Raw genomic sequence first — 22,321 nt, forward strand, 5'->3', positions numbered from 1 at the left:
AAACCCAGTATAAAGATCCTTACTTGTTGTCATTAAAGCAATTAGTGCGGTGGGATAATGATAAATATGACAAATCTGTTGCGCTCAGTCGACAACAGCCATAAAGGGCTGCAATTGCTATTAGGCGATTTTTACCAAGATTTCAGTGACGCAGGGATTGATATTGAGATGCTGCATAAACAAAACCGTTTTGAAGCACTCAGATGTTATTCAAAAAGACTAAAGACCATTCTCGTCTTGTTATGTGATGACGACTTACCACCAAAATTGGCAAAGCTTGAACACTTAAACAAACACCATTTCCCTGCTCCTAATGAATTGATCGAGGATGTTAAAACCGAGCTTAACAACGTAAACAAACAAATTAGCCAGCTGTTAAAAATCGAAAATTCAATCGATAGCCGCACAGGTAGTGAATCGTAGGGGTGGCTCATGAGCAATAAGCAAATAGAACATCACCTCAAAAAGGCGCTCGTTTCGAACAACGAAGCTTCGAAGGTAACAACAGACGATACAATCGTGCTAGCCAGTGCAATGACCAGCGTACACAAAACCTTGCTGGTTATCTTTTTGCTTTCCATGGTGGCTATCGCCGTGGCATCTCAGGCTCGTATCGACATTGTGGTGTCGGTGCGCGGTGAGCTATTGCTCGAATCTGACATCGAAAAAGTGCAACACCTTGAAGGCGGTATTCTAGAAGAAATGCTAGTGCGCAAAGGCGAAGTAGTTTACGAAGGTCAGCCTATTGCACGCCTTCGCTCTCTGGATAGAAACACTCAACTCGATACGGTAAACACAGAGATCATTCAGCTTGAGCTAGACAAGATTCGTTACGAAAGCCTGCGCGATATGGTGGAACCCGATTTTTCTGCCTACATCGAAAAGTACCCAGAATTAGTGCAAGTCAACATGAATACCTGGCAGCAAGAATTTTCTAAAAACCGTTCCAATGAAGAGTTGATCACTCACGATATCCAACATAAGAATTCGCTTATTGATTCAATGCTCAAGCGCCGTAAAAGCTCCGAGAACCAGCTCTCCTTGATACGCAAGCAGCTCAATATTAAGAACACCTTGTACAAAGAGGAAATGGCGTCTTACGTCGATGTTCTGAATATGCAGGTTCAAGAGTCAAACATGGTGCGTGAGATTGAAAACCTTGATGAGTCGGTCATGAATGAGCGCTTCCAACTCGACAAACTAGAGAAGCAGTACCGAGACTTGGTGGAGAATCGTAATGCCGAGTATCAAGCACAAATCATTCAAGCAAACAAGGACTTAAAGTTGAAACGTATATTACGTCCTCAACACTCAGATAAAGTGGATCGCCTCGTGGTTTACGCCCCTATTGACGGTGTAGTAGATAAAGTGCACTTCAATTTCCGCTCCGCTGTGATACCGCCAGGTGAAAGCATCGCGGACATTGCACCGATCAATAACGCCCTTCACGGAGAGGCGAAGATCCCGCGTAAAGACATGGGTTTTGTAGAAATCGGACAAGCGGTCAAAGTGAAGATGGATACCTACAACTTTGCCAAATACGGATTTTTGGAAGGTCGAATTGCATCGATCAGCCGTTCTTCTTATGAAGAAGAAGACGCTGAATTCTATCTCGCGGAAATCCAAATCAGTCAAAACTATCTAGAGCGCGGAGGCACACAATACAAGCTGTCCCCTTATATGGAGTTTACCGCAGACGTGAAAACAGGTTCACGCCGGGTGATCGAATACGCAGCGAAGCCGGTTATGTCGGCTATCGAAGACGCATTCGATGAGAGGTGATGGATGAGTAGCAAACCTTCTTACAATATTTCCGTTCCTGTTATGCGCCTAAGCATCGCTTTCAGCTTGATGCTGGCTGCCCTCGCCTTTTATTTGTATATCTCTTGGGAAAAAGTGGATTCAGTCGAGAAAGTGCAAAACGCGCCTCTGTTGGTTCAAGCTCAACAGCTCAACCAAACTATCGAGTTTGATATTCAAACGCTTCAACGCTGTTTAAGCGCGCGTTATTGCAGTACAACAGAGCTTGATTTTGAGGTTCTGAAAGACGAAATTGACCAATTTAAGTCGCTCGCGTCACTCAACAAAACCGAGTTTAGCTTGGTGGGCGCGACCGAATACACGCAGCTTGAACTGGCAATCAATCGCTTCTCAGACAGCCAAAAAACACGCGACGATGTGTTGGCACTGTACCTCTCGCTCACCAATAACTACCTACAAATGGACGACAACTACCGGACCATATTTAACAACCATGCGAGTGACCTAATGATGGAGAAAAACGAGTTCTTCATTTGGTTGTTTGTGGTCGTTGTCGTACTGGTTGGTATCGCAGTGCTATCGAACTTGGTGGCAATCCTTAAACTGAAAAAATCCAGCTCGAATGAGCGTGACATTGACCAAGAATTCGATGAGCTTTATCAAGAACTCAAACTACTGGATTTACAAAGGTTGGAAGAGTTGCTGAATGAAGTGAGCATCAATCCTAAGCAGCGTCAGATCTACTCACACCTAAAACTGATTTTCAGCAAACTCGAAGAGCAAAAACGCAATAACGATCTCTACAAGCAGCTCTATGCTCTGATTGGTTACGAGATTCGTGGCATCACCAACACCATTAACGGCGGCGTGCAATATCTCGTTCAAGAGACCGATGAGAGCGGAGTGTTGATGGCGCAAGATATAACCTCGGCTGCCAATACCCTGTCTGAATTGGCAGAGAACTACAACCGACTCATTTCACAAGGGACCGAGAGCAAATCGAAAGAGTTTTCACTGCTGAATGTACTGTCTGAATTGATGATTCACATCAGTTCAAAAGTGCAGCGAAATGAAGGTGAGCTAGACTGCTTTATCTCAGATAACTTACCAAACCGTGTTGAAGGACAATCCACCAGCTTATTCTGGGTGTTGTTCCTACAGCTATCAAATGCCATCCAACTCAAAGCCGACAAGAAACTGTTTGTCACCATTGAATCAGGTGCGGCGTCAGACATTGAAAATACCCGCTTGACCATCAATCTAAACTTCTTAACCACACTGGATGTGCCGTTTGCCAAGCTCAATACCCTACACTGGAGCGACCATAAACAGCACACTGCAACCAAAGACGATTTGGCTAAAAGCGTACTGAAAGATTATGGCTATTACGAGAGCCATTGGTATCAATCGGGCAATCAGGAACGTTTTCAAATTCAGCTCGATTTGAAAGCCAAAAGCTTCCACACCGAGAAAACTCGCTTCGACAATAAGCGTTTGTTGCTGTGTGCCAACTCTCAGCTGCGCATTGATGTAATGAACAAAATGTTAGTCAACTTGGGCTTGGAGATCACGCCAATTCGAACGCCGAACGAACTCTTCTCTGCTGCAAAAACCTTTGGCGAATACGATGCCATCATGCTGACCGACACGTTCGAGCCAAACAAGCTGCCCTCACTGAGCAAAACGGTGAAATCGCAACTGCGCAATCACCCGAACACGAAGTTGTTGCTTTCAGTCACTAGCACTCAGCAAGCACAAGAGAGTCATACCTTTGTCGACAAGATTCTGAACTCCCCCGCGATTCCGTATGAGTTCATCCCTAACCTATTAGCAATCATGGAAGCGGAAGCCTCTGAAGAACAGATGGAGAACAGCTCATTCCTGATTGTGGAGGATGACCGTGTTCAACAGATTCTACTCAAACGTATTTTGAGCAAGCAAGAATACGAAGCCGACACCGTTGGCGATGGCGCAGACGCCGTTCAGCACTTCATGAATCAGCGCTCGGATATCATTTTTATGGACTGCATCATGCCTGGCATGGGCGGTATTGAAGCAACCAAACGCATTCGACAATACGAACAAGAGAGCGGGCAAAACCCCTGCACCATCATAGGTGCGACAGCATTGACCAGCAGTAATGAACACCAAGCTTGTATCGAAGCTGGAATGGATTACGTGATCAGCAAACCTTATAAAAACGACGAAATCATCAAAGTGATCAACAAGTATGTGGCGGTACAGAAACTTAACTAGCTGCGTATTGGCAGCGCTTACATTGAGCAATACTCCTTCGGCAATGGCGACCACCTTGCTTGAGGCGGTCAAACTCGGCTTGGAAAACAATTTATCTCTGCGCGCTAGTGATAAAGGCGTGGAAGAAAACGAATACAACATCGACATTAGCCGTTCTAAGTTTCTACCCTCTTTAAACGGTGCTGCTGATACCACATGGAATGAAAACGAAACCATATTAACGGGAACACCGGATACACGTTCAAGCTACAACTCGAACAGCTACAGCGTGTCTTTATCCCAATCGGTGTTTAACCTTGGCGACATCTTCAAATACGGCACCGCGAAGCTTGATTTCAACATTGAAGAAATCAAGCACGAGAACAAAATCCAGAGCACCATTTCTGAAATCGCGACGCAATATTTCGAGTACCTGAAAAACAACGCGCAAATCAAAGCCACCAAAGTCGAGCTTAAATCGTCTGAAACACGTGAGCGCCAAATGCGTCGTAACGTGGAGCTTGGCAACACTGCGGCGAGCGAGTTGTATGAGGTGATTGCTCAGAAAGAAGGCATTGCCAATCGCTTAAGAACCCTAGAGAAAGACCGACGTGTGATTTTGAACGGTTTAGAGATTCAAGTTCAATACCCAGTCACCCCATCGCAGGACATCTACGAAAGCGTGCCCTTGGCGGAAATCAGCGAATCCGAACAACGCGCGATTCTTGAGCAAGCTTTGAAGCTAAATAACGACTTATTGGTTGCGAAGAAAACCGTCGAGCGCAGCCGAAGAGGCTTGAAAGAAAGCGGTTCAAACTTTGTGCCGACCGTATCGCTCTCTGCCAGTTACCGTTACGACGATGCGAACAACTATGACCGAACCGACCCAACCGCAACAGGGGACAGTAATTCCACCAGCGTCGGTTTGAACTTGAATGTGCCGATTTTCTCCGGTGGTTCGGATTACTACGGTTATCAAAAATCGTCGACTGCTATCGAGCGAACGGAACTACTGTACCAAGATTCGTTGTTCACGACGCGCAATAGCGTTAACACCTCGGTACTCAACATTAATGACTTCTCCCGCGCAATTAGCAGTTACGAGAACATCATCCGAGCCAACTACGCTTCCTACAAAGGCATTCAACGCGCTTACCAGCTTGGTACGCGAACCATTACCGACTTACTGGCAGCGGAAAGTAAACTGTTTAGCGCGCTACGTGATTACGAGAGCGCGCGTTATGACTACATCATTGAATCGATCAATCTTGAGCAAATCAAAGGCATGCTGTCGGTGCAATCCATCGAAAGCATCATGCAGTTGATGAGCGATATCGAAGGCAGAAGCAGTCAAGACTTAGTTCCAAAACACCTTCTCTCCAAACCATCGATTAAGAAAGGAGGTCGCAATGCAAACTGAGCATTTTTCCCAAAAGATTAACTTTGCTGACAAGTGTTATCTGACTTTCTCAACGGTCATCTCAACACTGTTTGGTTTAGTGCTGCCCTTTTCGATTCTGATTATTTTTGACCGAGTTTTACCTAACCAAGCCAAAGACACGCTGTTTCTTCTGTTTGCTATTATCTTGATCACCATCTTCCTCGACTATCACTTAAAGAATCAGGAAGAAAAGATTTCGTCGGTGATCATGAAGCAGTTCGAAACCAACTTAACCAACAAGGTGTTTCAATCCATCTGTTTGGCTGAGATATCGAAGTTTCGTCGCCTAGAACCCGGTGAATACCTAGAGCGTATTGCTACCATTCCTGAGATTAAATCCTTCTTTGGCGGAGAATCTGTACGGGCATTGATCAACCTTGCCGTCAGCATACTGACCATTCTGATTATCGGTCTGATCAACATCTGGGCGGGGGTGACCATCTTACTTGCCTCCATCGTTTTGGCCGTGTTCGCACTCAGCCTTTCCAAGCAAAAGATCAACAGCCTAGAAAACAAATCCGATATCGAAGGCTTAACCACCTCAAAAATTATCGAGATCATCTCTAGCCCACTCGATATCAAAGCACGCAATATGGAATATCGCGTTGAGAGCTTGATGACACAAATGGTGGAAGAACGTGAAGTCGAGAACATCAAATACGAGCAAATCGAATCAAACTTCAGCCTTATCTTGTCGCTCATACAACAGCTCTCCATCGCTTGTGTGGTGGTAGTTTTGGCAACGGCAGTTATCAACATGCAATCGAGCCAAGGCATCATGGCTGCCATCATCATGCTTACCAACCGCTACTTCGCGCCATACCAGCAAGTAATGCGCACGGTGAGTCGATGGGAGTTGAACAAGCTTCATATTCAACGTATCGCCGAGCTGCTTGAGCTTGCGGCATCTGTAGAACAACAAAATGATACGACAGAAGTCGAGCGCATCTCGGTGAAGTATTCGGAAAAGCAACGCATCGAGTTTGAACGTGGTCAGGCTTACTTGCTGACGGGGAAAAGCGGCGCAGGCAAAACCCATCTTGCCAATTGCATTACGCGGCAAAACACCGACAACAAACTGGACATTAAGATCAACGAGACACCACTCGATGACGTCAACTACAACGTCTGGCGTAATAGCGTGCTCATGGTCGACAAAACCAGTTCGTTCGTCGAAGGCACCATCATCGACAACTTGACTTGTTTCCGCCCAAGCTTAAATAACACGGCATTTGCGCTTTGCGAAACCATGAACATCAAAGCACAAATCGATGCCCTTCCCGCTGGTTTTTACACCGAGCTTAAAGGACATTTACGCAACCCATTCTCTCGCCAAGTCGCTTATGCCCTGTTGTTGGTGCGTGCCTTACTCGCGAACAAACGTGTGTTGATCTTCGACGACATCGACTGTGTTTATGATGACGACTTTGCTCGATTGGTTTTGACCAGTACTGCCTATCGCGCCAACGACAAAATACTCATCATCGTCAGCAATAAGATGGACAAGCTCAATCATCGCCTCAAACGCGTCAAACTTACCGGAGGTGACCAATGAGTATTTTGGTTGATTTTAATAATGTCCCTCAGCGCTTGTTGGACTTTGAGGCTCGCAGTTATGACGAGCGATACAATCAGTCACCTTTGATTCGTGGTTTAGCTTACACCCTCATTGCGCTTGAATGGGAAGGCACACCTTCTATCCTCAGTGACGCTTTTATCCCTAAACCAAAAGACAGCGACAGTTTTGTTGCCACGATTGAACGCCTTGGTTACCGTTGTGACGTCACCAAATTAAAAACGTTGGAACACATCGAGGGGCACCCTCATCCTTGTTTTATCGAGATCGAAAACCTCACTGCGATTTTCTTGGGCACCAAAGACGGCAAACTGATCCTGTTTGATTACACCAATAACAACACCATTGAATACCCGCTCTGCAAGAAGCCATGTTTGTTGGTCTCGATCAGCGAATACTCGCGCTTGTTCCGAGAGCCGCCACCTGAATCTCAAGACCGCAGTAACTGGATTAAATACGCGTTTTATCGCTACAACAATGAACTCAAGAGCCTGATTATCCTCAGCTTCGTGGTCAGTATTCTCGGCGCACTCCAGCCCTTTTTTATTATGAGTGTGTACAACTTCGCCTTGACGTCTAGCTCGCAAGCCACGCTCTATTGGCTCACGTTGTTTGCCGTGATTGTTGGGTTTTCGGAATACTTTTTCAAGAAAATGCGGGTCAACATCATCGCCACATCAGGGAAGGATTTGGCGGTGCATATTTCTCAAAACGTAATATCCAAACTGTTGTGGCTTCCGTATTCGATGACATCTACCGCTGGTGTCTCTTCTCAGTTAGCACGTTTGAAAGACATCGACACTTTCCGCCGTTTGGTAACCGCAGAGTCAACATTAAGCTACTTCGACATGCCGTTTGTTATCGTATTCATTATTGCCATTGCTCTTATGTCTGGTACCGCGGCGCTAGTCGTTATGGCGGGGTTGATTCTAATATTGGTGTTCTGTGTTTATTCTCGTTACATCTACTCGCAAGCCACGTCCAAGAGCTCTCGCGCCAACGCCATGGTTTCTTACCAATGGAATGAGATTCTTCGTGGTATAAAAACCATCCAAGGCTTGCCATTGTTGCGTGTTATCCAGTCCCGCTTTAGCGCATCGCATTTACAAAGCACCAACGATGCAGAACATGTTTCAGTGACTAATAGCAGGGTTCAGGCAGCAGGCGGGAGTTTGATTCAGGTTATTGGTACCGCAAGTATCGTCGCGGCCGTTATCGGCGTGATGGACGGCACCTCCGATGCAGGTGCAATGCTTGCTACCGTAATTTTAGTCTGGAAGGCGTTGGGGCCTATTATGGGCATCTACAACTCTATTTCTAAGTTCCAATCCATTAAGGCGTCTTCTGCGCAAATCAACAACCTTATGGCGATGAATGACGATAAGCTAACGTTAGAGAAAAGCCCCCCTATTCGCCTATTTCAAGGTAGTATCGTCGGCTCTGGTGTGAGCCATCGTTATAGTGGTGCGGCAACAGGCTTAACTAATCTTGGTTTTAAAATTCCACCGGGCGCAAAAGTTGTGATTTGTGGACCAACAGGTTGCGGTAAAACGACGCTCATTTCTATTATCGCTGGGCTAGAGGAACGCTATCAAGGCTCAGTTTCGGTGGACGGTTATAACATCAAACAATTCAACAGTTACCGCTATCGAACCTCGATTAACTACGTCCCGTTTAACCTGCATATTTTTGAAGGCTCCTTGGAGACTAACTTCATCTTGCATAATGGGTTAATCCCAACAGAAAAAATGCGTGAAATGGTGAGTTTCTTTGAGCTCGATACATGGTTGCCACAAGGCCTGGACACTCAATTGAGCGTTGATATCTGTAAAAGTTTACCAAATGGTATTCAACAAAGACTGCGGCTCGCATTAGGGCTAGGTAACTGCGAACAATCTTTGATTATCATTGACGAGCCATTTAATGGTGCAGAGCAAGAAAACTCGCACTACTTCAAGCGGTTATTCAGCGACAAACTACTCAATAAGACCGTTATTTTCTCAACGAATGATCCGGGCATGATCTCTACATCCAATATGAGCTTAGTCTTGGAGCCAGATGGCAACCTGAAATATTTCGGGTTAACCGATAAGTACTTAAAAAGTCTAAGTTAAGTTCGGAATGTGGTGTGGTTCATCATTCATACTTGAGCACGGTCATTGACAAAAATGTAAACGATGAGACTATTTACTCTGTAAGCGCGTACACTAAGGAATCCGATGTATACATTTGTTGCAGACAAATTGGATGTGGTTTATTTATCAACGATACCAGAAAACTACCAGTTACAAGACTTCGACGTGCCTGAAGAAGAACTCGAAATTCGTGAAATTGTAGAGGTATGGTATGAGTGTGCGTTTCTTCCTGACTTTAACCTTCAACACATCGACATCGAAAACAAAACCGCATTAGTCGAGACACAAGCGCAAGTCGTAAACAACTACACAAGTACGCTCGCTTTTTTACTCAAAAGTCGTGCTTATCGCGCAGCACTTAACCGATTATTGAGTGTATGGAGATTGGAGGCAGCAGCTAAAGCACAGCTTGAGCTGCTGTTACTTACGGAAGAACAGAGTAGCAAGCCAGTAAATTAATCGGCTAGGATAAGGGGCTAAAAATCTTAAACCCAACCATCGAATCGGAGACGTTTCTGCACGCGTTCAACCGCCTCTATCTGCATCTGACGAACACGCTCGTTAGACACGTTTAACAACAGGCCTATTTCCGACAAGGTTTTCACTCTCTGGTCAAATAATCCGAATCGATGGATTAAGACTTTCTGCAACTTAGTTGGCAAGGTTTTAATAATATTTTCAATAGCTTGAGTAAAGCACTGATTTTCACAGTCTTGTTGTGGATCTGGCGTATACTCACTTTCACACAGTTCAAGAACAAATGGAACGCGATGTAGGTCCGCAGTGGTCGATACATCAATAAAGCCACTAAGCGCAACAAGTTCATCTATACGCTCTGCTTTCACCCCTGAGCAGCGTGAGAGTTCAGAAATAGACAACTCCTTGCTCTCACTTTTTGACGCATCGAGCTTTTTTAAAGCTAGGCTATTTATCTCTTTGCACACATGAGCAGGTAAACGTACCGTGCGGCCATTGTTCATTAATGCCGCTTCTATATTCTCGCGAATCCACCATACCGCATAAGTAGAAAAACGGTAGCCTGGCTCAGGATCGAACTTATCGACCGCTTTTATCAAACCAATGTTACCTTCTTCTATTAAATCGAGCAGAGTAAAGTTATTACCTGGCCGTTTGAGGTAACCTTTTGCGATTTTCACAACAAGTCGAAGATTAGACTCAATCAACATTTCGCGCGCTTCTTCATCACCAGCTCGATTAAGTTTGGCGTAATGCAACTCCTCTTCACGAGACAACAAATCAATCCCCACAATATCTTTGAGATAGTGAGCATAAGGGTCTTTCCCAACTGACAACGATTCTTTCATTGACAGTTCATCCGTGACAGCTCGGAACCTAGCAAAGCATTCGTTGTTCATTCCCCGTCCTTCTCAAGCCAACTTATTTCTTATCTTCTTTAATTGTTTTTGTACAACACTGTATGCATCATGCTTTATATGCATTACTTTACACTGAGTGTAGACAGGGGTTCTGATCTTTACCAAGAAATCACTTATCACTTTAAAACAATTACTGCTTCTATGATAAAAACGTGAGCAGGTGGGGGGTTATATATATGAAAGTGCAAGTATTTGTACGCAAATTGGCCTCAAAGAAAACAACGCAACGTGATCGTTAACGCTTACCACGTTACTCTGACTAAAACTTTGAGGCTTGAGGATGGTTTGAAGTATCAGTTGAATTAGCGAGATCTAATTCACTTGACGAAGCGCAGGTTGAAGCTGACAGTCTGTTATAACTTGGAAAACTGCACGATTCTTTCCTTCAGACTTACCTTGATACATCAACTCGTCAGCATCTTGCAAGCTCACGATGTGGGTAAACTCAGGATAGTAAGCACAGCCCAAACTGATACTCAAATGAATTGCTTGTCCACCCAGTATAACAGGCTGATCGTAAACTGCTTTACAGAGCATATTGGCAAAATTGAGCGCTTCTCGCTCTGACAGAGAAGACGTAACGAGTGCGAACTCTTCTCCTCCAATTCTCGCCAATGTCATTCGGTCATCAGTCATCGACTTAGCGGCTTCTGCGATGGCAACTATTGCTCGGTCTCCAGCAAGGTGGCCATATCGATCATTGATTGATTTAAAATCATCAATATCAAACACCATCACCGTTAAGTTTCGCTTCAAATGATTCAGTAGCGCCAATTGCTCAATCAGGTGTCTACGGTTGTATAGCTTTGTGAGAGAATCCGTCAACGTCATCTCCAGCAATTGCTGATTGGCAATCGTTAATTGCCTTGTCCGAAGAGCAACCATACGTTTGAGGGCAAAAATATGATAAAGCGTTGCGACCGCCATAATGAAAATAGCAATAGGGAAAAGATAAAGTGGATAAACCGTTTTCACCACACTCCAACGGGTGAGGATCCGCTCACGATCCGTATCGATGACTTTTTCAAACGCTCGTGATACCTCTAAAATGGAAGTTGCACTGTGCATTCCTGCTGCAATCCGAAGATCTTTACTATACAAGCTAATTGTCGGGACAAACATACCCGCTCCCGGCGTGGTTGCCATATAAAAGTTAGCAACTTGCAGGTCTGCAACAAAGTACAGCACCTTTTTATCGACGGCTGCTTGTATCATCGAATCATTGTTAATGTACTCTGCAATAGGTGCATTCGGATAATCCGTCTGAACAAACTCAGACTCGTAACTTCCTTTAACAACGCCAATTGGCAGCGTCATTTCGCCAGTTAAAACACTCCTGATATCAACCGAAAGTACATCTTTATTTACGTACAGTTTGGTTTGGATAGGCATTATGACTGCGCCAAAGTCCATATACTTCGCTCTTTCGGGCGAGTAGACAAGTCCTCCGTGAAAGTCAGCCTTACCCTCTTTTACGGCTTGTAAAGAAGCATCCCAATCCAAAAGGAGAAACTGAACGTCGATTTGGTTGTTCGCCGCGTACTCTTTCCAAAAGTCGATTAAAATACCTTTAGGTTCACCATCTGGGCTAAGGTAAGAGAACGGCTTCCACGCTTTGGAGTTAGCAACAATTAAAGAATGAGACTCTGATTTGTGCGCATGCGCCATCGGACAAATGGACAGCCACACTAGTAATAAAGAAGCACACGCTTTTTTACATTTGCAACCATAAGTACCATAACTCGTCGATGACATACCTACTTCTCACCAGTCTTTTTAAACCATAATCTCGGCTGTTTGATTAGACTAAAGATATAGTAGAGTTGCATAAGACAGGAAGTGACGCTTATTGATATGAATCTAACTTAGTAAGTTTTAGTACTTAATTGGTACTTTCAACGCCTGGTTCGCTGAAGCAGTTGAAGCAGTTGAAGCAGTTGAAGCAGTTGAAGCAGTTGAAGCAGTACATAATAAATTAGGAAAACTTATCTGGTACTAAAAAATTGAATATCATCAGTTTTGCAAACACCTAGTACCAATAAAAAAGCCCTATTAAAAATCCACCTTGGGGAGAACTTTGAATAGGGCTCTTTGCCTCTATGCTTCATTTTACGGCTGAAGCTACCTTTACCTTTTTTCGCTTTAACGACTCGTGTTTGGAACAGCTGACTGGTAACAACCGCTTTTAACGCGTTGTCTTTGATTTCACCTCTGCCGAAGTCGGTCTCATGTTGTGAGCCACTCGGTTGAGGACTGATTTTACGCTTTGCCATAAATCCTCCTTAATGGTCGAACCAGATTGGACAATAATTATGTAAATAAGTCAAATTTATAGATTTAGTTGAATTTTATGCTAAAAAACTTCACATCACCGTCATTTATTTGAAATTTAATCAAAAACATGCTGGTTAAATAGTGACTAAATACAAATATTTGTCCATAAAGCACTAATATATGTTGACTCTTCGTGGAATTAACCTAGACTCAAACACGGCTAGAAAGAAAGTTCTTTGTTTTCACATTTCGTTGGATTACTTGTAACCCGTCGTCCTGTGGTACGCAATAGCAATTTATTTTTCCACGCTATAAGCGCCGTTGAGGCGAAAGATTACATTATTTAGATATTTAGGAAATAGACATGTCTAACACAGCTACTGGCACAGTTAAGTGGTTCAACGAAACTAAAGGCTTCGGTTTCATTCAACAAGAAAACGGTCCTGACGTATTTGCTCACTTCTCTGCAATCACTGGTGACGGCTTCCGTACTCTAGTTGAAGGCCAGAAAGTAGAATTTGTTATCTCTCAAGGTCAAAAAGGCCCTCAAGCAGAGCAAATCAAAGTACTTTAATTCTTAAAGAATTTGATACGATAGCCAGCTTTTAAAGCTGGCTATTTTTTTGCCTAAAACTTATTTTGCCAACAAAACGATATAAATCTATGGCTCTTAAACCAACCATTTACAAATTTCGTATCGCCATTTCCGATATGAATAATGACTATTACGATTCTAAAAATCTAACTATCGCCCTTCACCCTTCTGAAAAGCCGCAACGAATGTTGGCTCGCATTCTAGCTTACTGTTTAAATGCTCAAAGCAATCTAGAGTTTACAAAAGGACTCTCTACGATTGAAGAGCCTGATTTATGGCATGTTGGCGATGATCAAAGCATTACTCACTGGATTGAAATTGGCGAACCAGAACCAGACAGAATTAAGAAAGCTTCTCGCCTAGCAAAGCATGTAAAAGTTTACACTTATAACACCAAAGCGGCTGTCTGGTGGGACAAAATGTCAGGAAAGTTCTCAATGCTTCCCGTCAACGTAGAGAGCTTTGACTATGACGCTATCGACTTGATTTGTCAGCACCTTGACCGAGGTACTAGCCTTTCTGTTATGATTACTGGCAGCTCAATTTTTGTTGATATCAATGATCAACATATCGAAGTAACGGTGAAGGAACTAAAAAACCATGACGTCTCTTAGTGAACTGAGTCAAGAGATGGGATTTGAAGAAATCCCCTTTGTTAAAGAACATGAAGCAGCAAAGCGACGTTGGTTAAAAGAACAGTCACAACTATTTACAAAAGTTTGTGAGAACAAACCCACAACAGCACCTACTCTTCACCTGCTTGGCCTTTTGACCAAATCACATATTGAAGCAAGTGCTAACTACGAGCAAAATGCTCACTCTACCCAGCGTATGCAGCAAGTTCTGACTGACTCCTTGGGTAATGAGCACGCGGATAAGTTTACTAACCAATCTGCTGAAGACCTAATCTTAGTCACCCACCTTTGGTTATACACGCAAGGCTATTTAAATATGGATTTCAGCTTGGCGCACGATCATGCCGAGCAGACTCAAAATACATTGCAGCACGAGCTTGTCATAAAACGCATGGACGTTGATGCATTCAGAACCGAACTCATGCAAAGTTTTTATCAAGGTAAAGAAGCCCGTCCGGCTTCAGCAAGTGGCTTTTGGGGTTGGTTTAAACGTCTATTTTCCGCATAAAATACATGGTTTTATCCATTTCAAACAACTGATAGACTTCACGCTCAGTGCAACAAGCATCATGATTGCATTCTTAAAGGACAGTTACCCAATGAACATCAAGGGATCATTATGAAGTTTATCCGTTGGATTTTAGGCAAGGTTATCTTATTGCTGAACGCGGTGTTCTCACCTCGTGGTATTAAGCGCACCGCAGAAGAACAGCAACGTATTGATGAAAAAGCGAAACAATACGCACTTTACCAATTTGAAGCCTGCCCTTTTTGCGTAAAGGTCCGCCGTGCAATGAAGCGTCAATCGGTGAACATTGAGCTACGTGATGCAAAAAATAATCCTACTCATCGAGCTGAACTAGAGCAAGGTGGTGGGCGAGTTAAAGTCCCTTGCCTTCGTATCGAAAAAGATGGCGAAACACAGTGGTTATACGAGTCATCTGACATCGTCGCTTACGTTGAAAAAGAATTTGCCTAAGTTCCCCCTATGAACATTGGCGGATGTAAAAGAGGCACCTAACGGTGCCTCTTTTCTATTTTTTCTAGCTAAATGTTGCCGTGCGAGCTTTCCTTATTCAGTCTTCTTGCTCAACTCCGAACTTAAACTCCACTAAGCAAATAACGGGTATGCAAGAACAACACAACGAAGATTACCACCCAACGTCTGCGTTATTCATCCACGATCAATGTTAGCTCTACGCGCCGATTGCAAGCTTTACCACTCGCTGTCGCATTGCTGCACTTCGGTACATACTCTCCGAAGCCTCTAGAAAACACTCGTTGACGTGGAATACTCGTCGCCAATAATTGTTTTTCTACTTCACGAGCTCGCTTTTCAGATAGCGTGTCGTTGAAACTTTCAGCTCCCGTACTATCCGCATGACCATCAATCACGACATCAACATCAGTTCTTCCCGCCAGATAGTGACCAATGTTTCGAATCCAGTCTTGAGATTGAGCAGATAACCGTGCAGAGCCCGTTTGAAAATGCACTTGCTCTTTCAAACGTATCATCAGGTGACCACCACTGAGCGTCTCGTGAGGAATGTTATGCCTGCTCAGGAACATTTCCAGAGAGGTCACGTTTTGCGACTTTTTTACTGACGCCCTCGCCGTTTGATATGAACGAGGGGAAGAAGCCACATTGGATGCGCTCGGGTATCCCCATTCTGGGTGTCTCAGCTCAGTGTTTGATTTAGGAGCTGTATCTAAAATGTTCCCACCTGGGACCATATCTTGATCGAGGCTACTGCACCCGGCCAGAATGCCACAAACAATTAAAAACCAATGCTTCATACCATTACCAACGTAGAAAAACTCTTGTTCATTGTGTCGACAAAACACGCCGAATCTTTAGCGCTTTTGTCCACCGATTGGTTTGTCTATGCAGCGTTCATGCCACTGGAGTCAATGCCAAATCATCTCTCAAATAAAAAGCAACACTAAAATACCCTACCCTTACAGCCCATACGTCAGGCTAAGTCTGTTACCAATGGTCTCACTTTATTGTTATTTAATGGTTTTAGTCACTATCGTTAACCGATAAACTAACGCAAATTTCTCATTTAGAGCACTACTATGTTAAAAACCATATCGAAAGGCTTTGCTGTTGTTGTTGCCGTAATGGCTTTGTCGGCATGCGATAGCGGCAAGAGTCAGCCTCAGCAAGGCAAACAATACGAAGTTTTGCCAGTATCCCTTGAAGAATATGATTTAGCTCCCCTGACTGAAGCATTCTCTTTAACTTGTGGCCACTGCCGCTCAATGGAAGAGTTTGTCCCTCAAATTGAATCATTGACCGATCAAAGCGTTGAAAAAATGCATGTAACGTTCAATGAAAGTGCACAAGTGAGCGCCATCATCTTTTATACTGCCGTAATGCAGCTTGAATCAACACCAGATAAAGCGTTTATGGCAGATCTTTTTACTGCTGTGCAAATGGGTGCCGATGCAACGGCTGAGGAACGCCAAATCGCTGTTGAGAAAGCCTTTGAGTCTCGCAACCTTATCAGCCCTTACCATTTAGATGAAGCACAGCAAAAAGCGCTGTTTGAGTACATCACTAAGGCAGAAGCGATCACCACGCGAGGCCAAATTAACTCCGTTCCAGCCTTTATCGTAAACGGAAAATATCAAGTAATTACTGGTGGTCATGACAGCGTTGAAGCCATGGCAGAAACCATCAACTTTTTGCTAAAACAACCTAAATAGACAAGGAGATTACGTGTCTAAATTTTTGTTTCCTCTTATTATTTTTATTTTGGCGGGCTTTTTCATTTACCGTACTTGGACAAACCATAAAGTAGCAGATGAAAACTTTGCCAAAGGCCAAGCATTCTTACTAGAAAATGCGAAAAAAGAAGGCGTCATCACAACAGAAAGTGGCCTTCAATACATGGTTCTTGAAAAAGGCGAAGGTGAGGTTCACCCAACGGCAACAAGTAAAGTAAAAGTACACTACCACGGCACCTTGATTGATGGCACGGTATTCGATAGCTCTGTTAATCGTGGTGAGCCGATTTCATTTGGTCTTAACCAAGTCATTAAAGGCTGGCAAGAAGGTCTACAATACATGGTAGAAGGTGAGAAAATCCGCCTTTTCGTACCAAGCACGCTTGGCTATGGTAAGAGTGGCTCTGGCCCAATTCCACCAGCAAGTGTTTTGATCTTTGATGTTGAACTGCTAGAAATTCAATAAATCTAGAAAGCTTTGTCTTAAAGCCAAAGTATCAAAACCAAAAACGCCGCGAACCACGCGGCGTTTTCTGTTTTAAGAAAGGTTAAAAACCAATATAGTGATCCGAAAGCAATGCAATGAACAACGCCAAAAGATGATAGATAGAGAATTTAAACGTCTCCATCGCGGTATTTGGCTCTGGTGCATATTTTAGCTTCCATGCATGGTACATAAAGCCAGCATTGAGGAGTAGCGAGGCAAAAAGATACACCACGCCGACCATACCAACCAAAACCGGTAGGACACAAACCAAAGTCAATAGCACCGTATACAACAGAATAGAAGTTTTGGTGTACTCAATGCCGTGTGTCACTGGCAGCATGGGAATATCTACCTTGCGGTAATCCTCGACACGATGAATAGCCAGAGCCCAAAAATGTGGTGGCGTCCAGATAAAAATGATCATTACGAGCAGCCAGGCATTCGCATGTAATTGCCCTGTTACAGCAGTCCAACCGAGAAGAGGCGGCATCGCACCGGCAATCCCTGCAATGACGATATTTTGGGGCGTAGCACGTTTGAGGTACATTGTGTATACCATCGCATAGCCGAGCAAACTCATCAAAGTCAACCATGCCGTCAGCGGGTTGACTATCGCATAGAGAAGTACAAACCCTAAGACACCTGAAACTGTAGCGAAGGCTATCACCGATGATGGTTTAGTCTCACCCGATGGCAATGGTCGTTTGTGTGTACGTGCCATTCTCGCATCAATTCGGCGGTCAATTAGATGATTAAACGCTGCCGCAGACCCTGCCATCAGACCAATCCCCGTTAGGCCAACTACCGCCTGCAACCAGGGGAAATCATCAACCGGGGCTAAGCTCATACCTACTACTGCCGTCACCAACATTAACGCCACCACTTTAGGTTTCGTTAACTTCAAATAAACGGAACTTAGTCGCTTTCGCCCATTTAACGACAGCGCGATTTCTTTACTCATAGCGAACTCCTTTCGCGGTGTAATTCCAAGCCGTTTTACCCTGCCACAAGTAAAACTGGCTAACACAAACGAGACTCAACATAACAGCGGCACCAAGGTTGTGCGCCACCGCGACATAGATAGGAAGTTGAAATACTACGTTGCTTACACCCAGCATAATTTGGCACACCAGAGTGAATAACAACCACCCTCCAATTCTCTGTGAATGATGAGAATCTTGCCTCATAAGCCCAATACTATAAGCCAATACCACGGTGGCGGTAACAATAGCGCCTATACGATGAGTGACGTGTATAGTCATTCTTGCCGGATACTCCAAGACACCAAATTCATAATTCTCGAATCCAGTTTGCCAGAAAGAAAACGCTTCTTTCCATGAGAGATGGCTCATCCAGTCTCCCTCACAAATCGGCAGTGTGGTACACATCAGCGCAGCATAATTTGACGAAGTCCATCCTCCAAGGAGCACTTGCACCAAAACAACCAGAAAAACCAACAATGAAAAGCCTCTCAGAGAGCTAGAAGATGGAGAGAAATAGAGATTGTTTTGCGCTTTTAATTGGCAGTAAAAAATCGCCTGTAACGCCAATAAAACAAAACCACCGAGCAAGTGAAGCATCACGATGACGGGCATTAATTTAAGAGTAACTGTCCACATTCCCAAAAGTGCCTGCCCAATCACCAATACGCTTAGCAACATCGGAATGGTTGAATTTACACGCTCAGACCTTACTGATATCGCTGCCATCGCAAAAATGACTAAACCTAACGTTCCCGCAAAATAGCGATGAATCATCTCAAGCCATGCTTTCTCATGCTCTACTGCCCGCTCGGGGAAGTTCAGGTTAGCACGTATGACGTCTTCTTCTTGATGCGGTACAGAAAAGTGCCCATAACAACCAGGCCAGTCCGGGCAACCTAACCCTGCATCTGAAAGGCGAGTATATGCCCCTAACATGATCACCACGAGAGTTAGCAGCAAACTGAATCTAACCAACTGAATTAATTTCATATGCACTTCCTCTAACCGACTCGTGACAGTTTTAAGAGCTTGCGTAAGTCCGCCAACATACCTTTATTCAATAGGACTAAGTCCTCATTTGGTTTCGGCGAGTAAGACATCACCAGTTGCCCAAGAGGATCAACGATCAATATTTGCCCAGGTTTCACTTTAGCGGTAACCAATTCATTCATTTGCATCGCTAAAATCGATACTTCCATGGGTTCTGAATGCTCAGTCTGCCAAACGACTGGCACTACTCGCTCTTGATACTTACCTAAAGCAACATGGCTTTGCTGAAGCAGGTAAAGCTGCTGTTTACACTGTTCAGTGCATTCGTTAGGCAATACATAAGCGAGTTGCCAACCATGGTCTTTGAGAGGTGACTCTTGACCAAGCTGCTCTAACGTCGTGTATGGTTCGACTAACTCGCCTCTATTGGTCACTCCGCTTTGATACCACCCTTGTGTGAGAATGACTTTTGCAATGACAGCGGGAAGCGCGAACGTACAAACCAGCGCAATCAACATTAGTCGTCCTTTGGTTACTTTAGATGTCATGCTTCACCTCCATGTGACGCAACTTTTTTTGCCAACGAACAAAAACAATTAAAGTCAGTATTAAGAAAACACCTGCCATCGAAAACCATTGAATCGAATAGCCAAAATGTTTGGCACTATTGAGTGGCAATGGATTCCAAGGAAAGTCATAGGGCCAACGAGTTAAATTGTCTGGCTGCAAGACTGCGGGCATAAGTTCAATATTCAGTAGCTGATTCAATTGCGCGATGTTTAGGTTTTGCACGCGAATAACATCGCCAACTTCCGGCATTAACTCTGAACTCAGTGGATTAGTAGATTTTCGGTACAGGCGTCCTGTGATGAAAGTCGAATTATCGAGTTTGGTGACCGTTGGTAACACTGAGCGTTCTGCTCTTCCCTCGACAAAACCAAGCTCCAATAACGCATAGGCACTAGGCTCATCGATCGTCAATACAATCTGAAATGCTAAATATCCCACACTGCCTTGATGCGTTTGGTTGTCTAACAAAATTACGGGAAACGCCTGAGGAACAACATTAACTTCCACTTTTTTCCCGAGGATACTTTCCTCTCGCCAGTCGTTGTCTTCAAGAACGACGCTTAGTGCTTGGTACGCACTATCCGCACGCGCGAGAATGGCTTGTTCCAATGCTTGTTTTTCTTGCCCTCTCTCAAACTGCCAAAAACCCAGTTTGACCAAAAGAGAAAACACAACCACAGTTAAACCAACTGCAACCCAAAACCGTTTCGATAGCCATAATTGTCTTGATAACAACAATGATGAAACCGGAGGTGCCATGTCCACCGTATTTCTATTCAAACTGACGCTTGTCCTTTTGCTGCTTTTCATTATCTTCAACCTCGCAAAAGCGCTTATCGAAATGGTTCGTGAAGACCCAGATAATCCTGAAAAAAGAGACAAACCCATGAGTCATTACTTAGGCCGTCGAGTCATGTTCTCCGCTTTGGTGGTCGTCCTTTTGCTTATTGCGCTCAGCTCGGGTTGGCTAGCACCAAACCCTCGCCCTTATTAGTCGAACCAAGAGTTCACACTGCGCCTAAAGTACGTAAACAAACACAAACAGACATAACCAAACCACATCCACGAAATGCCAATACCAGCTGCCCGCTTGAAAGGCAAAATGGTTCTTTGGCGAAAAGTGATCTTTAGCGATTCTGAACAGCAGCACGATTAAGAAGATAGTCCCAAGACAAACGTGTAAACCGTGGAATCCCGTCAACATGAAGAACGTGTTACCGTAAATACCGGACTGCAACGTGAGCCCTATGTCTTGATAAGCATGAACATACTCAACCGCTTGGTAATATAGGAAAAAGCCAGCAAGTACGATGGTTATCTCTAACCAAACAATCAGTGCCGTTCTTTTGTCTTGTTCAAGGCTTATATGCGCCATATGTAGCGTAATAGACGACAATAGCAGCAAGATAGTGTTGGTAAGGGGTATGCCCTGCCACGGCATAGCTTGTGTTGTTTCTCCTCCCGGCGTCAGGGTGAGTGGCCACATCGCTTCGAAGGTTGGCCACAGGACTTCGTTAGTCATGAAGTTATTATCTGCCCCACCTAACCAAGGCACAGAAATCATTCTGGCGTAGAACAAGGCACCAAAAAAGGCACCAAAAAACATCACTTCAGAAAAGATAAACCAGCTCATTCCTTGGCGAAAAGAACGAGTAATTTGCGAGCTGTATTTTCCACTCAGTGATTCAGTAATCACATTACTAAACCAACCAGCCAACATGTAAAGCAAGAACAAGAAGCCCACCGCTAGCACAATGCCACCAATGGTTCCCACTGCACCGTCACTTTGTGTCCCCTGGACGGTCATGCCTGCGCCAACAGCAACCAAAAACAGAGCAAATGCACCGATGATCGGCCAGCTACTTTGAGCGGGAACATAATATGTTCCTGGCTTGTTACTCATAATTTCTCTCCTTACTGACCAACCTTGGTCTGTATCTCTCTCCCTGAGTGGCTAAGAGCCTGTAGGAGGGGGAAGTTTATAGAGTGTGTAAGACAGCGTTAACGTGTGTATAGACTCCGGCAAGTCCGGTTCGATATAAAAAATCAACGGCATTTGAGCTTGCTGTTTACCATCCAGAGGCTGCTGGTTAAAGCAAAAACACTCAATCTTATTGAAGTAAGCAGCTCCAGTCCCGGGAGAAACAGAAGGAACGGCTTGCCCCACCAACTTCTGCCCGCTTTCATTAAATGCAAGGTATTCGGTTTGTACGACTTCACCTGGGTGAACATCCATCGAAATCACTTTGGGTCTAAACTCCCAAGGCATATCTGGGCTGACATGAGCCATAAACTCCACGCGAACAGTTCGGCTCATGTCCGGTTGCATACCTGTCGGTTGAATGGCGGCTACTTCACTTGTCTTTCCATTGATTCCCAGTGCGTCGCACATCACGTCATAAAGTGGGACCAGTGCATAGCCGAAGCCAAACATTAACAGGGTCGCCAAAAGCAACTTCACTGTGAGCTTCTTGTTTGATGGATTCGGTTTCATGTCACTCACCCCACT

The 22,321-nt window shown here is 44.3% G+C and carries 24 protein-coding genes; 14 read left to right on the plus strand and 10 right to left on the minus strand.

The window, feature by feature from the left end; genetic code table 11:
* The first annotated feature begins 54 nt into the window (after window positions 1-54).
* The 7 genes from R7040_RS14740 (at window position 55) to R7040_RS14770 (ending at window position 9,607) form a co-directional block, all read left to right on the plus strand.
* Window positions 55-423, plus strand: coding sequence for a hypothetical protein (locus R7040_RS14740; RefSeq protein ID WP_031777210.1), 369 nt, complete (start codon window positions 55-57; stop codon window positions 421-423).
* 9 nt (window positions 424-432) lie between these two features.
* On the plus strand, window positions 433-1,782 hold the full coding sequence (locus tag R7040_RS14745) for an HlyD family type I secretion periplasmic adaptor subunit (RefSeq protein ID WP_005375593.1): 1,350 nt from the start codon (window positions 433-435) through the stop codon (window positions 1,780-1,782).
* A gap of 3 nt (window positions 1,783-1,785) precedes the next feature.
* Window positions 1,786-4,017 (plus strand): response regulator, encoded by a 2,232-nt coding sequence (locus R7040_RS14750; RefSeq protein ID WP_025768453.1) that lies wholly within the window; start codon window positions 1,786-1,788, stop codon window positions 4,015-4,017.
* A complete protein-coding gene (locus R7040_RS14755) occupies window positions 3,992-5,416 on the plus strand; it encodes a TolC family protein (protein WP_262605996.1) in 1,425 nt (474 codons plus the stop codon). Before R7040_RS14750 ends, R7040_RS14755 begins: the two co-directional genes overlap by 26 nt.
* The gene (locus R7040_RS14760; protein ID WP_063345678.1) at window positions 5,406-6,992 is read left to right on the plus strand and encodes an ATP-binding cassette domain-containing protein; all 1,587 of its coding nucleotides are present in this window, start codon (window positions 5,406-5,408) and stop codon (window positions 6,990-6,992) included. The genes R7040_RS14755 and R7040_RS14760 overlap by 11 nt, the downstream gene beginning before the upstream one ends.
* On the plus strand, window positions 6,989-9,127 hold the full coding sequence (locus R7040_RS14765) for an ATP-binding cassette domain-containing protein (RefSeq protein WP_318096895.1): 2,139 nt from the start codon (window positions 6,989-6,991) through the stop codon (window positions 9,125-9,127). The genes R7040_RS14760 and R7040_RS14765 overlap by 4 nt, the downstream gene beginning before the upstream one ends.
* Window positions 9,128-9,232: 105 nt before the next feature.
* Window positions 9,233-9,607, plus strand: a complete 375-nt coding sequence (locus R7040_RS14770) for a hypothetical protein (protein WP_025768457.1) — start codon at window positions 9,233-9,235, stop codon at window positions 9,605-9,607.
* A 26-nt stretch (window positions 9,608-9,633) separates the two neighbouring features.
* On the opposite strand, the gene R7040_RS14775 is transcribed toward R7040_RS14770, so the two are convergent.
* From R7040_RS14775 to R7040_RS14785, 3 genes are all read right to left on the minus strand, one after another.
* On the minus strand, window positions 9,634-10,524 hold the full coding sequence (locus tag R7040_RS14775) for an RNA polymerase sigma factor RpoD/SigA (RefSeq protein WP_017635872.1): 891 nt from the start codon (window positions 10,522-10,524) through the stop codon (window positions 9,634-9,636).
* Window positions 10,525-10,857: 333 nt separating this feature from the next.
* Complete coding sequence (locus R7040_RS14780; protein ID WP_318081380.1) at window positions 10,858-12,300, minus strand: sensor domain-containing diguanylate cyclase; 1,443 nt, start codon at window positions 12,298-12,300, stop codon at window positions 10,858-10,860.
* Between the two features lie 230 nt (window positions 12,301-12,530).
* On the minus strand, window positions 12,531-12,818 hold the full coding sequence (locus tag R7040_RS14785; protein ID WP_318096896.1) for a ribosome alternative rescue factor ArfA: 288 nt from the start codon (window positions 12,816-12,818) through the stop codon (window positions 12,531-12,533).
* A gap of 365 nt (window positions 12,819-13,183) precedes the next feature.
* Between R7040_RS14785 and R7040_RS14790 the strand changes: the two genes are divergently transcribed.
* The 4 genes from R7040_RS14790 to R7040_RS14805 all read left to right on the plus strand — a co-directional run bounded on the left by R7040_RS14790 (window position 13,184) and on the right by R7040_RS14805 (window position 15,028).
* On the plus strand, window positions 13,184-13,393 hold the full coding sequence (locus tag R7040_RS14790) for a cold-shock protein (protein ID WP_005375625.1): 210 nt from the start codon (window positions 13,184-13,186) through the stop codon (window positions 13,391-13,393).
* A gap of 89 nt (window positions 13,394-13,482) precedes the next feature.
* Window positions 13,483-14,028, plus strand: a complete 546-nt coding sequence (locus R7040_RS14795) for a YaeQ family protein (RefSeq protein WP_005375627.1) — start codon at window positions 13,483-13,485, stop codon at window positions 14,026-14,028.
* Complete coding sequence (locus R7040_RS14800) at window positions 14,015-14,557, plus strand: hypothetical protein (protein WP_213879509.1); 543 nt, start codon at window positions 14,015-14,017, stop codon at window positions 14,555-14,557. Before R7040_RS14795 ends, R7040_RS14800 begins: the two co-directional genes overlap by 14 nt.
* Window positions 14,558-14,668: 111 nt before the next feature.
* On the plus strand, window positions 14,669-15,028 hold the full coding sequence (locus R7040_RS14805) for a glutaredoxin family protein (RefSeq protein ID WP_005375631.1): 360 nt from the start codon (window positions 14,669-14,671) through the stop codon (window positions 15,026-15,028).
* A gap of 191 nt (window positions 15,029-15,219) precedes the next feature.
* Here the strand turns inward: R7040_RS14805 and R7040_RS14810 are convergent, their stop codons facing one another.
* The gene (locus R7040_RS14810) at window positions 15,220-15,846 is read right to left on the minus strand and encodes an OmpA family protein (protein WP_025768460.1); all 627 of its coding nucleotides are present in this window, start codon (window positions 15,844-15,846) and stop codon (window positions 15,220-15,222) included.
* A 282-nt stretch (window positions 15,847-16,128) separates the two neighbouring features.
* Here R7040_RS14810 and R7040_RS14815 point away from each other — a divergent pair, with 282 nt between their 5' ends.
* On the plus strand, window positions 16,129-16,761 hold the full coding sequence (locus R7040_RS14815; protein ID WP_042521488.1) for a thiol:disulfide interchange protein DsbA/DsbL: 633 nt from the start codon (window positions 16,129-16,131) through the stop codon (window positions 16,759-16,761).
* 13 nt (window positions 16,762-16,774) lie between these two features.
* On the plus strand, window positions 16,775-17,248 hold the full coding sequence (locus R7040_RS14820) for an FKBP-type peptidyl-prolyl cis-trans isomerase (protein ID WP_005375638.1): 474 nt from the start codon (window positions 16,775-16,777) through the stop codon (window positions 17,246-17,248).
* A gap of 82 nt (window positions 17,249-17,330) precedes the next feature.
* On the opposite strand, the gene cyoE is transcribed toward R7040_RS14820, so the two are convergent.
* The 4 genes from cyoE to R7040_RS14840 are packed head-to-tail and all read right to left on the minus strand — an operon-like array spanning window position 17,331 to window position 20,571.
* Window positions 17,331-18,230 (minus strand): heme o synthase, encoded by a 900-nt coding sequence (gene cyoE / locus R7040_RS14825; RefSeq protein WP_318081381.1) that lies wholly within the window; start codon window positions 18,228-18,230, stop codon window positions 17,331-17,333.
* Window positions 18,223-19,242 carry a COX15/CtaA family protein gene (locus tag R7040_RS14830; protein ID WP_017635865.1) on the minus strand — a complete coding sequence of 340 codons (1,020 nt, stop codon included), beginning with the start codon at window positions 19,240-19,242 and terminating at the stop codon, window positions 18,223-18,225. The genes cyoE and R7040_RS14830 overlap by 8 nt, the downstream gene beginning before the upstream one ends.
* A gap of 11 nt (window positions 19,243-19,253) precedes the next feature.
* Complete coding sequence (locus R7040_RS14835; protein ID WP_206958940.1) at window positions 19,254-19,790, minus strand: cytochrome oxidase biogenesis cluster protein; 537 nt, start codon at window positions 19,788-19,790, stop codon at window positions 19,254-19,256.
* Window positions 19,780-20,571 carry an SURF1 family protein gene (locus tag R7040_RS14840; RefSeq protein ID WP_182039332.1) on the minus strand — a complete coding sequence of 264 codons (792 nt, stop codon included), beginning with the start codon at window positions 20,569-20,571 and terminating at the stop codon, window positions 19,780-19,782. Before R7040_RS14840 ends, R7040_RS14835 begins: the two co-directional genes overlap by 11 nt.
* Between R7040_RS14840 and R7040_RS14845 the strand changes: the two genes are divergently transcribed.
* Window positions 20,570-20,806 (plus strand): DUF2909 domain-containing protein, encoded by a 237-nt coding sequence (locus tag R7040_RS14845; RefSeq protein WP_005375504.1) that lies wholly within the window; start codon window positions 20,570-20,572, stop codon window positions 20,804-20,806. The genes R7040_RS14840 and R7040_RS14845 overlap by 2 nt on opposite strands.
* Window positions 20,807-20,830: 24 nt before the next feature.
* On the opposite strand, the gene R7040_RS14850 is transcribed toward R7040_RS14845, so the two are convergent.
* Together R7040_RS14850 and R7040_RS14855 are read right to left on the minus strand one after the other, a co-directional pair.
* Window positions 20,831-21,715 (minus strand): cytochrome c oxidase subunit 3, encoded by an 885-nt coding sequence (locus tag R7040_RS14850; protein WP_005385214.1) that lies wholly within the window; start codon window positions 21,713-21,715, stop codon window positions 20,831-20,833.
* Window positions 21,716-21,766: 51 nt separating this feature from the next.
* Window positions 21,767-22,306, minus strand: a complete 540-nt coding sequence (locus R7040_RS14855) for a cytochrome c oxidase assembly protein (protein ID WP_005385211.1) — start codon at window positions 22,304-22,306, stop codon at window positions 21,767-21,769.
* Window positions 22,307-22,321: the final 15 nt, after the last annotated feature.

The organism is Vibrio sp. 1069, assembly GCF_033340555.1.

Excerpts from the sequence above, each read along its gene's own strand:
- R7040_RS14745 (WP_005375593.1), top strand. The coding sequence starts at position 433 with ATGAGCAATAAGCAAATAGAACATCACCTCAAAAAGGCGCTCGTTTCG.
- R7040_RS14750 (WP_025768453.1), top strand. The coding sequence starts at position 1,786 with ATGAGTAGCAAACCTTCTTACAATATTTCCGTTCCTGTTATGCGCCTA.
- R7040_RS14755 (WP_262605996.1), top strand. The coding sequence starts at position 3,992 with ATGTGGCGGTACAGAAACTTAACTAGCTGCGTATTGGCAGCGCTTACA.
- R7040_RS14760 (WP_063345678.1), top strand. The coding sequence starts at position 5,406 with ATGCAAACTGAGCATTTTTCCCAAAAGATTAACTTTGCTGACAAGTGT.
- R7040_RS14765 (WP_318096895.1), top strand. The coding sequence starts at position 6,989 with ATGAGTATTTTGGTTGATTTTAATAATGTCCCTCAGCGCTTGTTGGAC.
- R7040_RS14770 (WP_025768457.1), top strand. The coding sequence starts at position 9,233 with ATGTATACATTTGTTGCAGACAAATTGGATGTGGTTTATTTATCAACG.
- R7040_RS14775 (WP_017635872.1), bottom strand. The coding sequence starts at position 10,524 with ATGAACAACGAATGCTTTGCTAGGTTCCGAGCTGTCACGGATGAACTG.
- R7040_RS14780 (WP_318081380.1), bottom strand. The coding sequence starts at position 12,300 with ATGTCATCGACGAGTTATGGTACTTATGGTTGCAAATGTAAAAAAGCG.
- R7040_RS14785 (WP_318096896.1), bottom strand. The coding sequence starts at position 12,818 with ATGGCAAAGCGTAAAATCAGTCCTCAACCGAGTGGCTCACAACATGAG.
- R7040_RS14790 (WP_005375625.1), top strand. The coding sequence starts at position 13,184 with ATGTCTAACACAGCTACTGGCACAGTTAAGTGGTTCAACGAAACTAAA.
- R7040_RS14795 (WP_005375627.1), top strand. The coding sequence starts at position 13,483 with ATGGCTCTTAAACCAACCATTTACAAATTTCGTATCGCCATTTCCGAT.
- R7040_RS14800 (WP_213879509.1), top strand. The coding sequence starts at position 14,015 with ATGACGTCTCTTAGTGAACTGAGTCAAGAGATGGGATTTGAAGAAATC.
- R7040_RS14805 (WP_005375631.1), top strand. The coding sequence starts at position 14,669 with ATGAAGTTTATCCGTTGGATTTTAGGCAAGGTTATCTTATTGCTGAAC.
- R7040_RS14810 (WP_025768460.1), bottom strand. The coding sequence starts at position 15,846 with ATGAAGCATTGGTTTTTAATTGTTTGTGGCATTCTGGCCGGGTGCAGT.
- R7040_RS14815 (WP_042521488.1), top strand. The coding sequence starts at position 16,129 with ATGTTAAAAACCATATCGAAAGGCTTTGCTGTTGTTGTTGCCGTAATG.
- cyoE (WP_318081381.1), bottom strand. The coding sequence starts at position 18,230 with ATGAGTAAAGAAATCGCGCTGTCGTTAAATGGGCGAAAGCGACTAAGT.
- R7040_RS14830 (WP_017635865.1), bottom strand. The coding sequence starts at position 19,242 with ATGAAATTAATTCAGTTGGTTAGATTCAGTTTGCTGCTAACTCTCGTG.
- R7040_RS14835 (WP_206958940.1), bottom strand. The coding sequence starts at position 19,790 with ATGACATCTAAAGTAACCAAAGGACGACTAATGTTGATTGCGCTGGTT.
- R7040_RS14845 (WP_005375504.1), top strand. The coding sequence starts at position 20,570 with ATGTCCACCGTATTTCTATTCAAACTGACGCTTGTCCTTTTGCTGCTT.
- R7040_RS14840 (WP_182039332.1), bottom strand. The coding sequence starts at position 20,571 with ATGGCACCTCCGGTTTCATCATTGTTGTTATCAAGACAATTATGGCTA.
- R7040_RS14850 (WP_005385214.1), bottom strand. The coding sequence starts at position 21,715 with ATGAGTAACAAGCCAGGAACATATTATGTTCCCGCTCAAAGTAGCTGG.
- R7040_RS14855 (WP_005385211.1), bottom strand. The coding sequence starts at position 22,306 with ATGAAACCGAATCCATCAAACAAGAAGCTCACAGTGAAGTTGCTTTTG.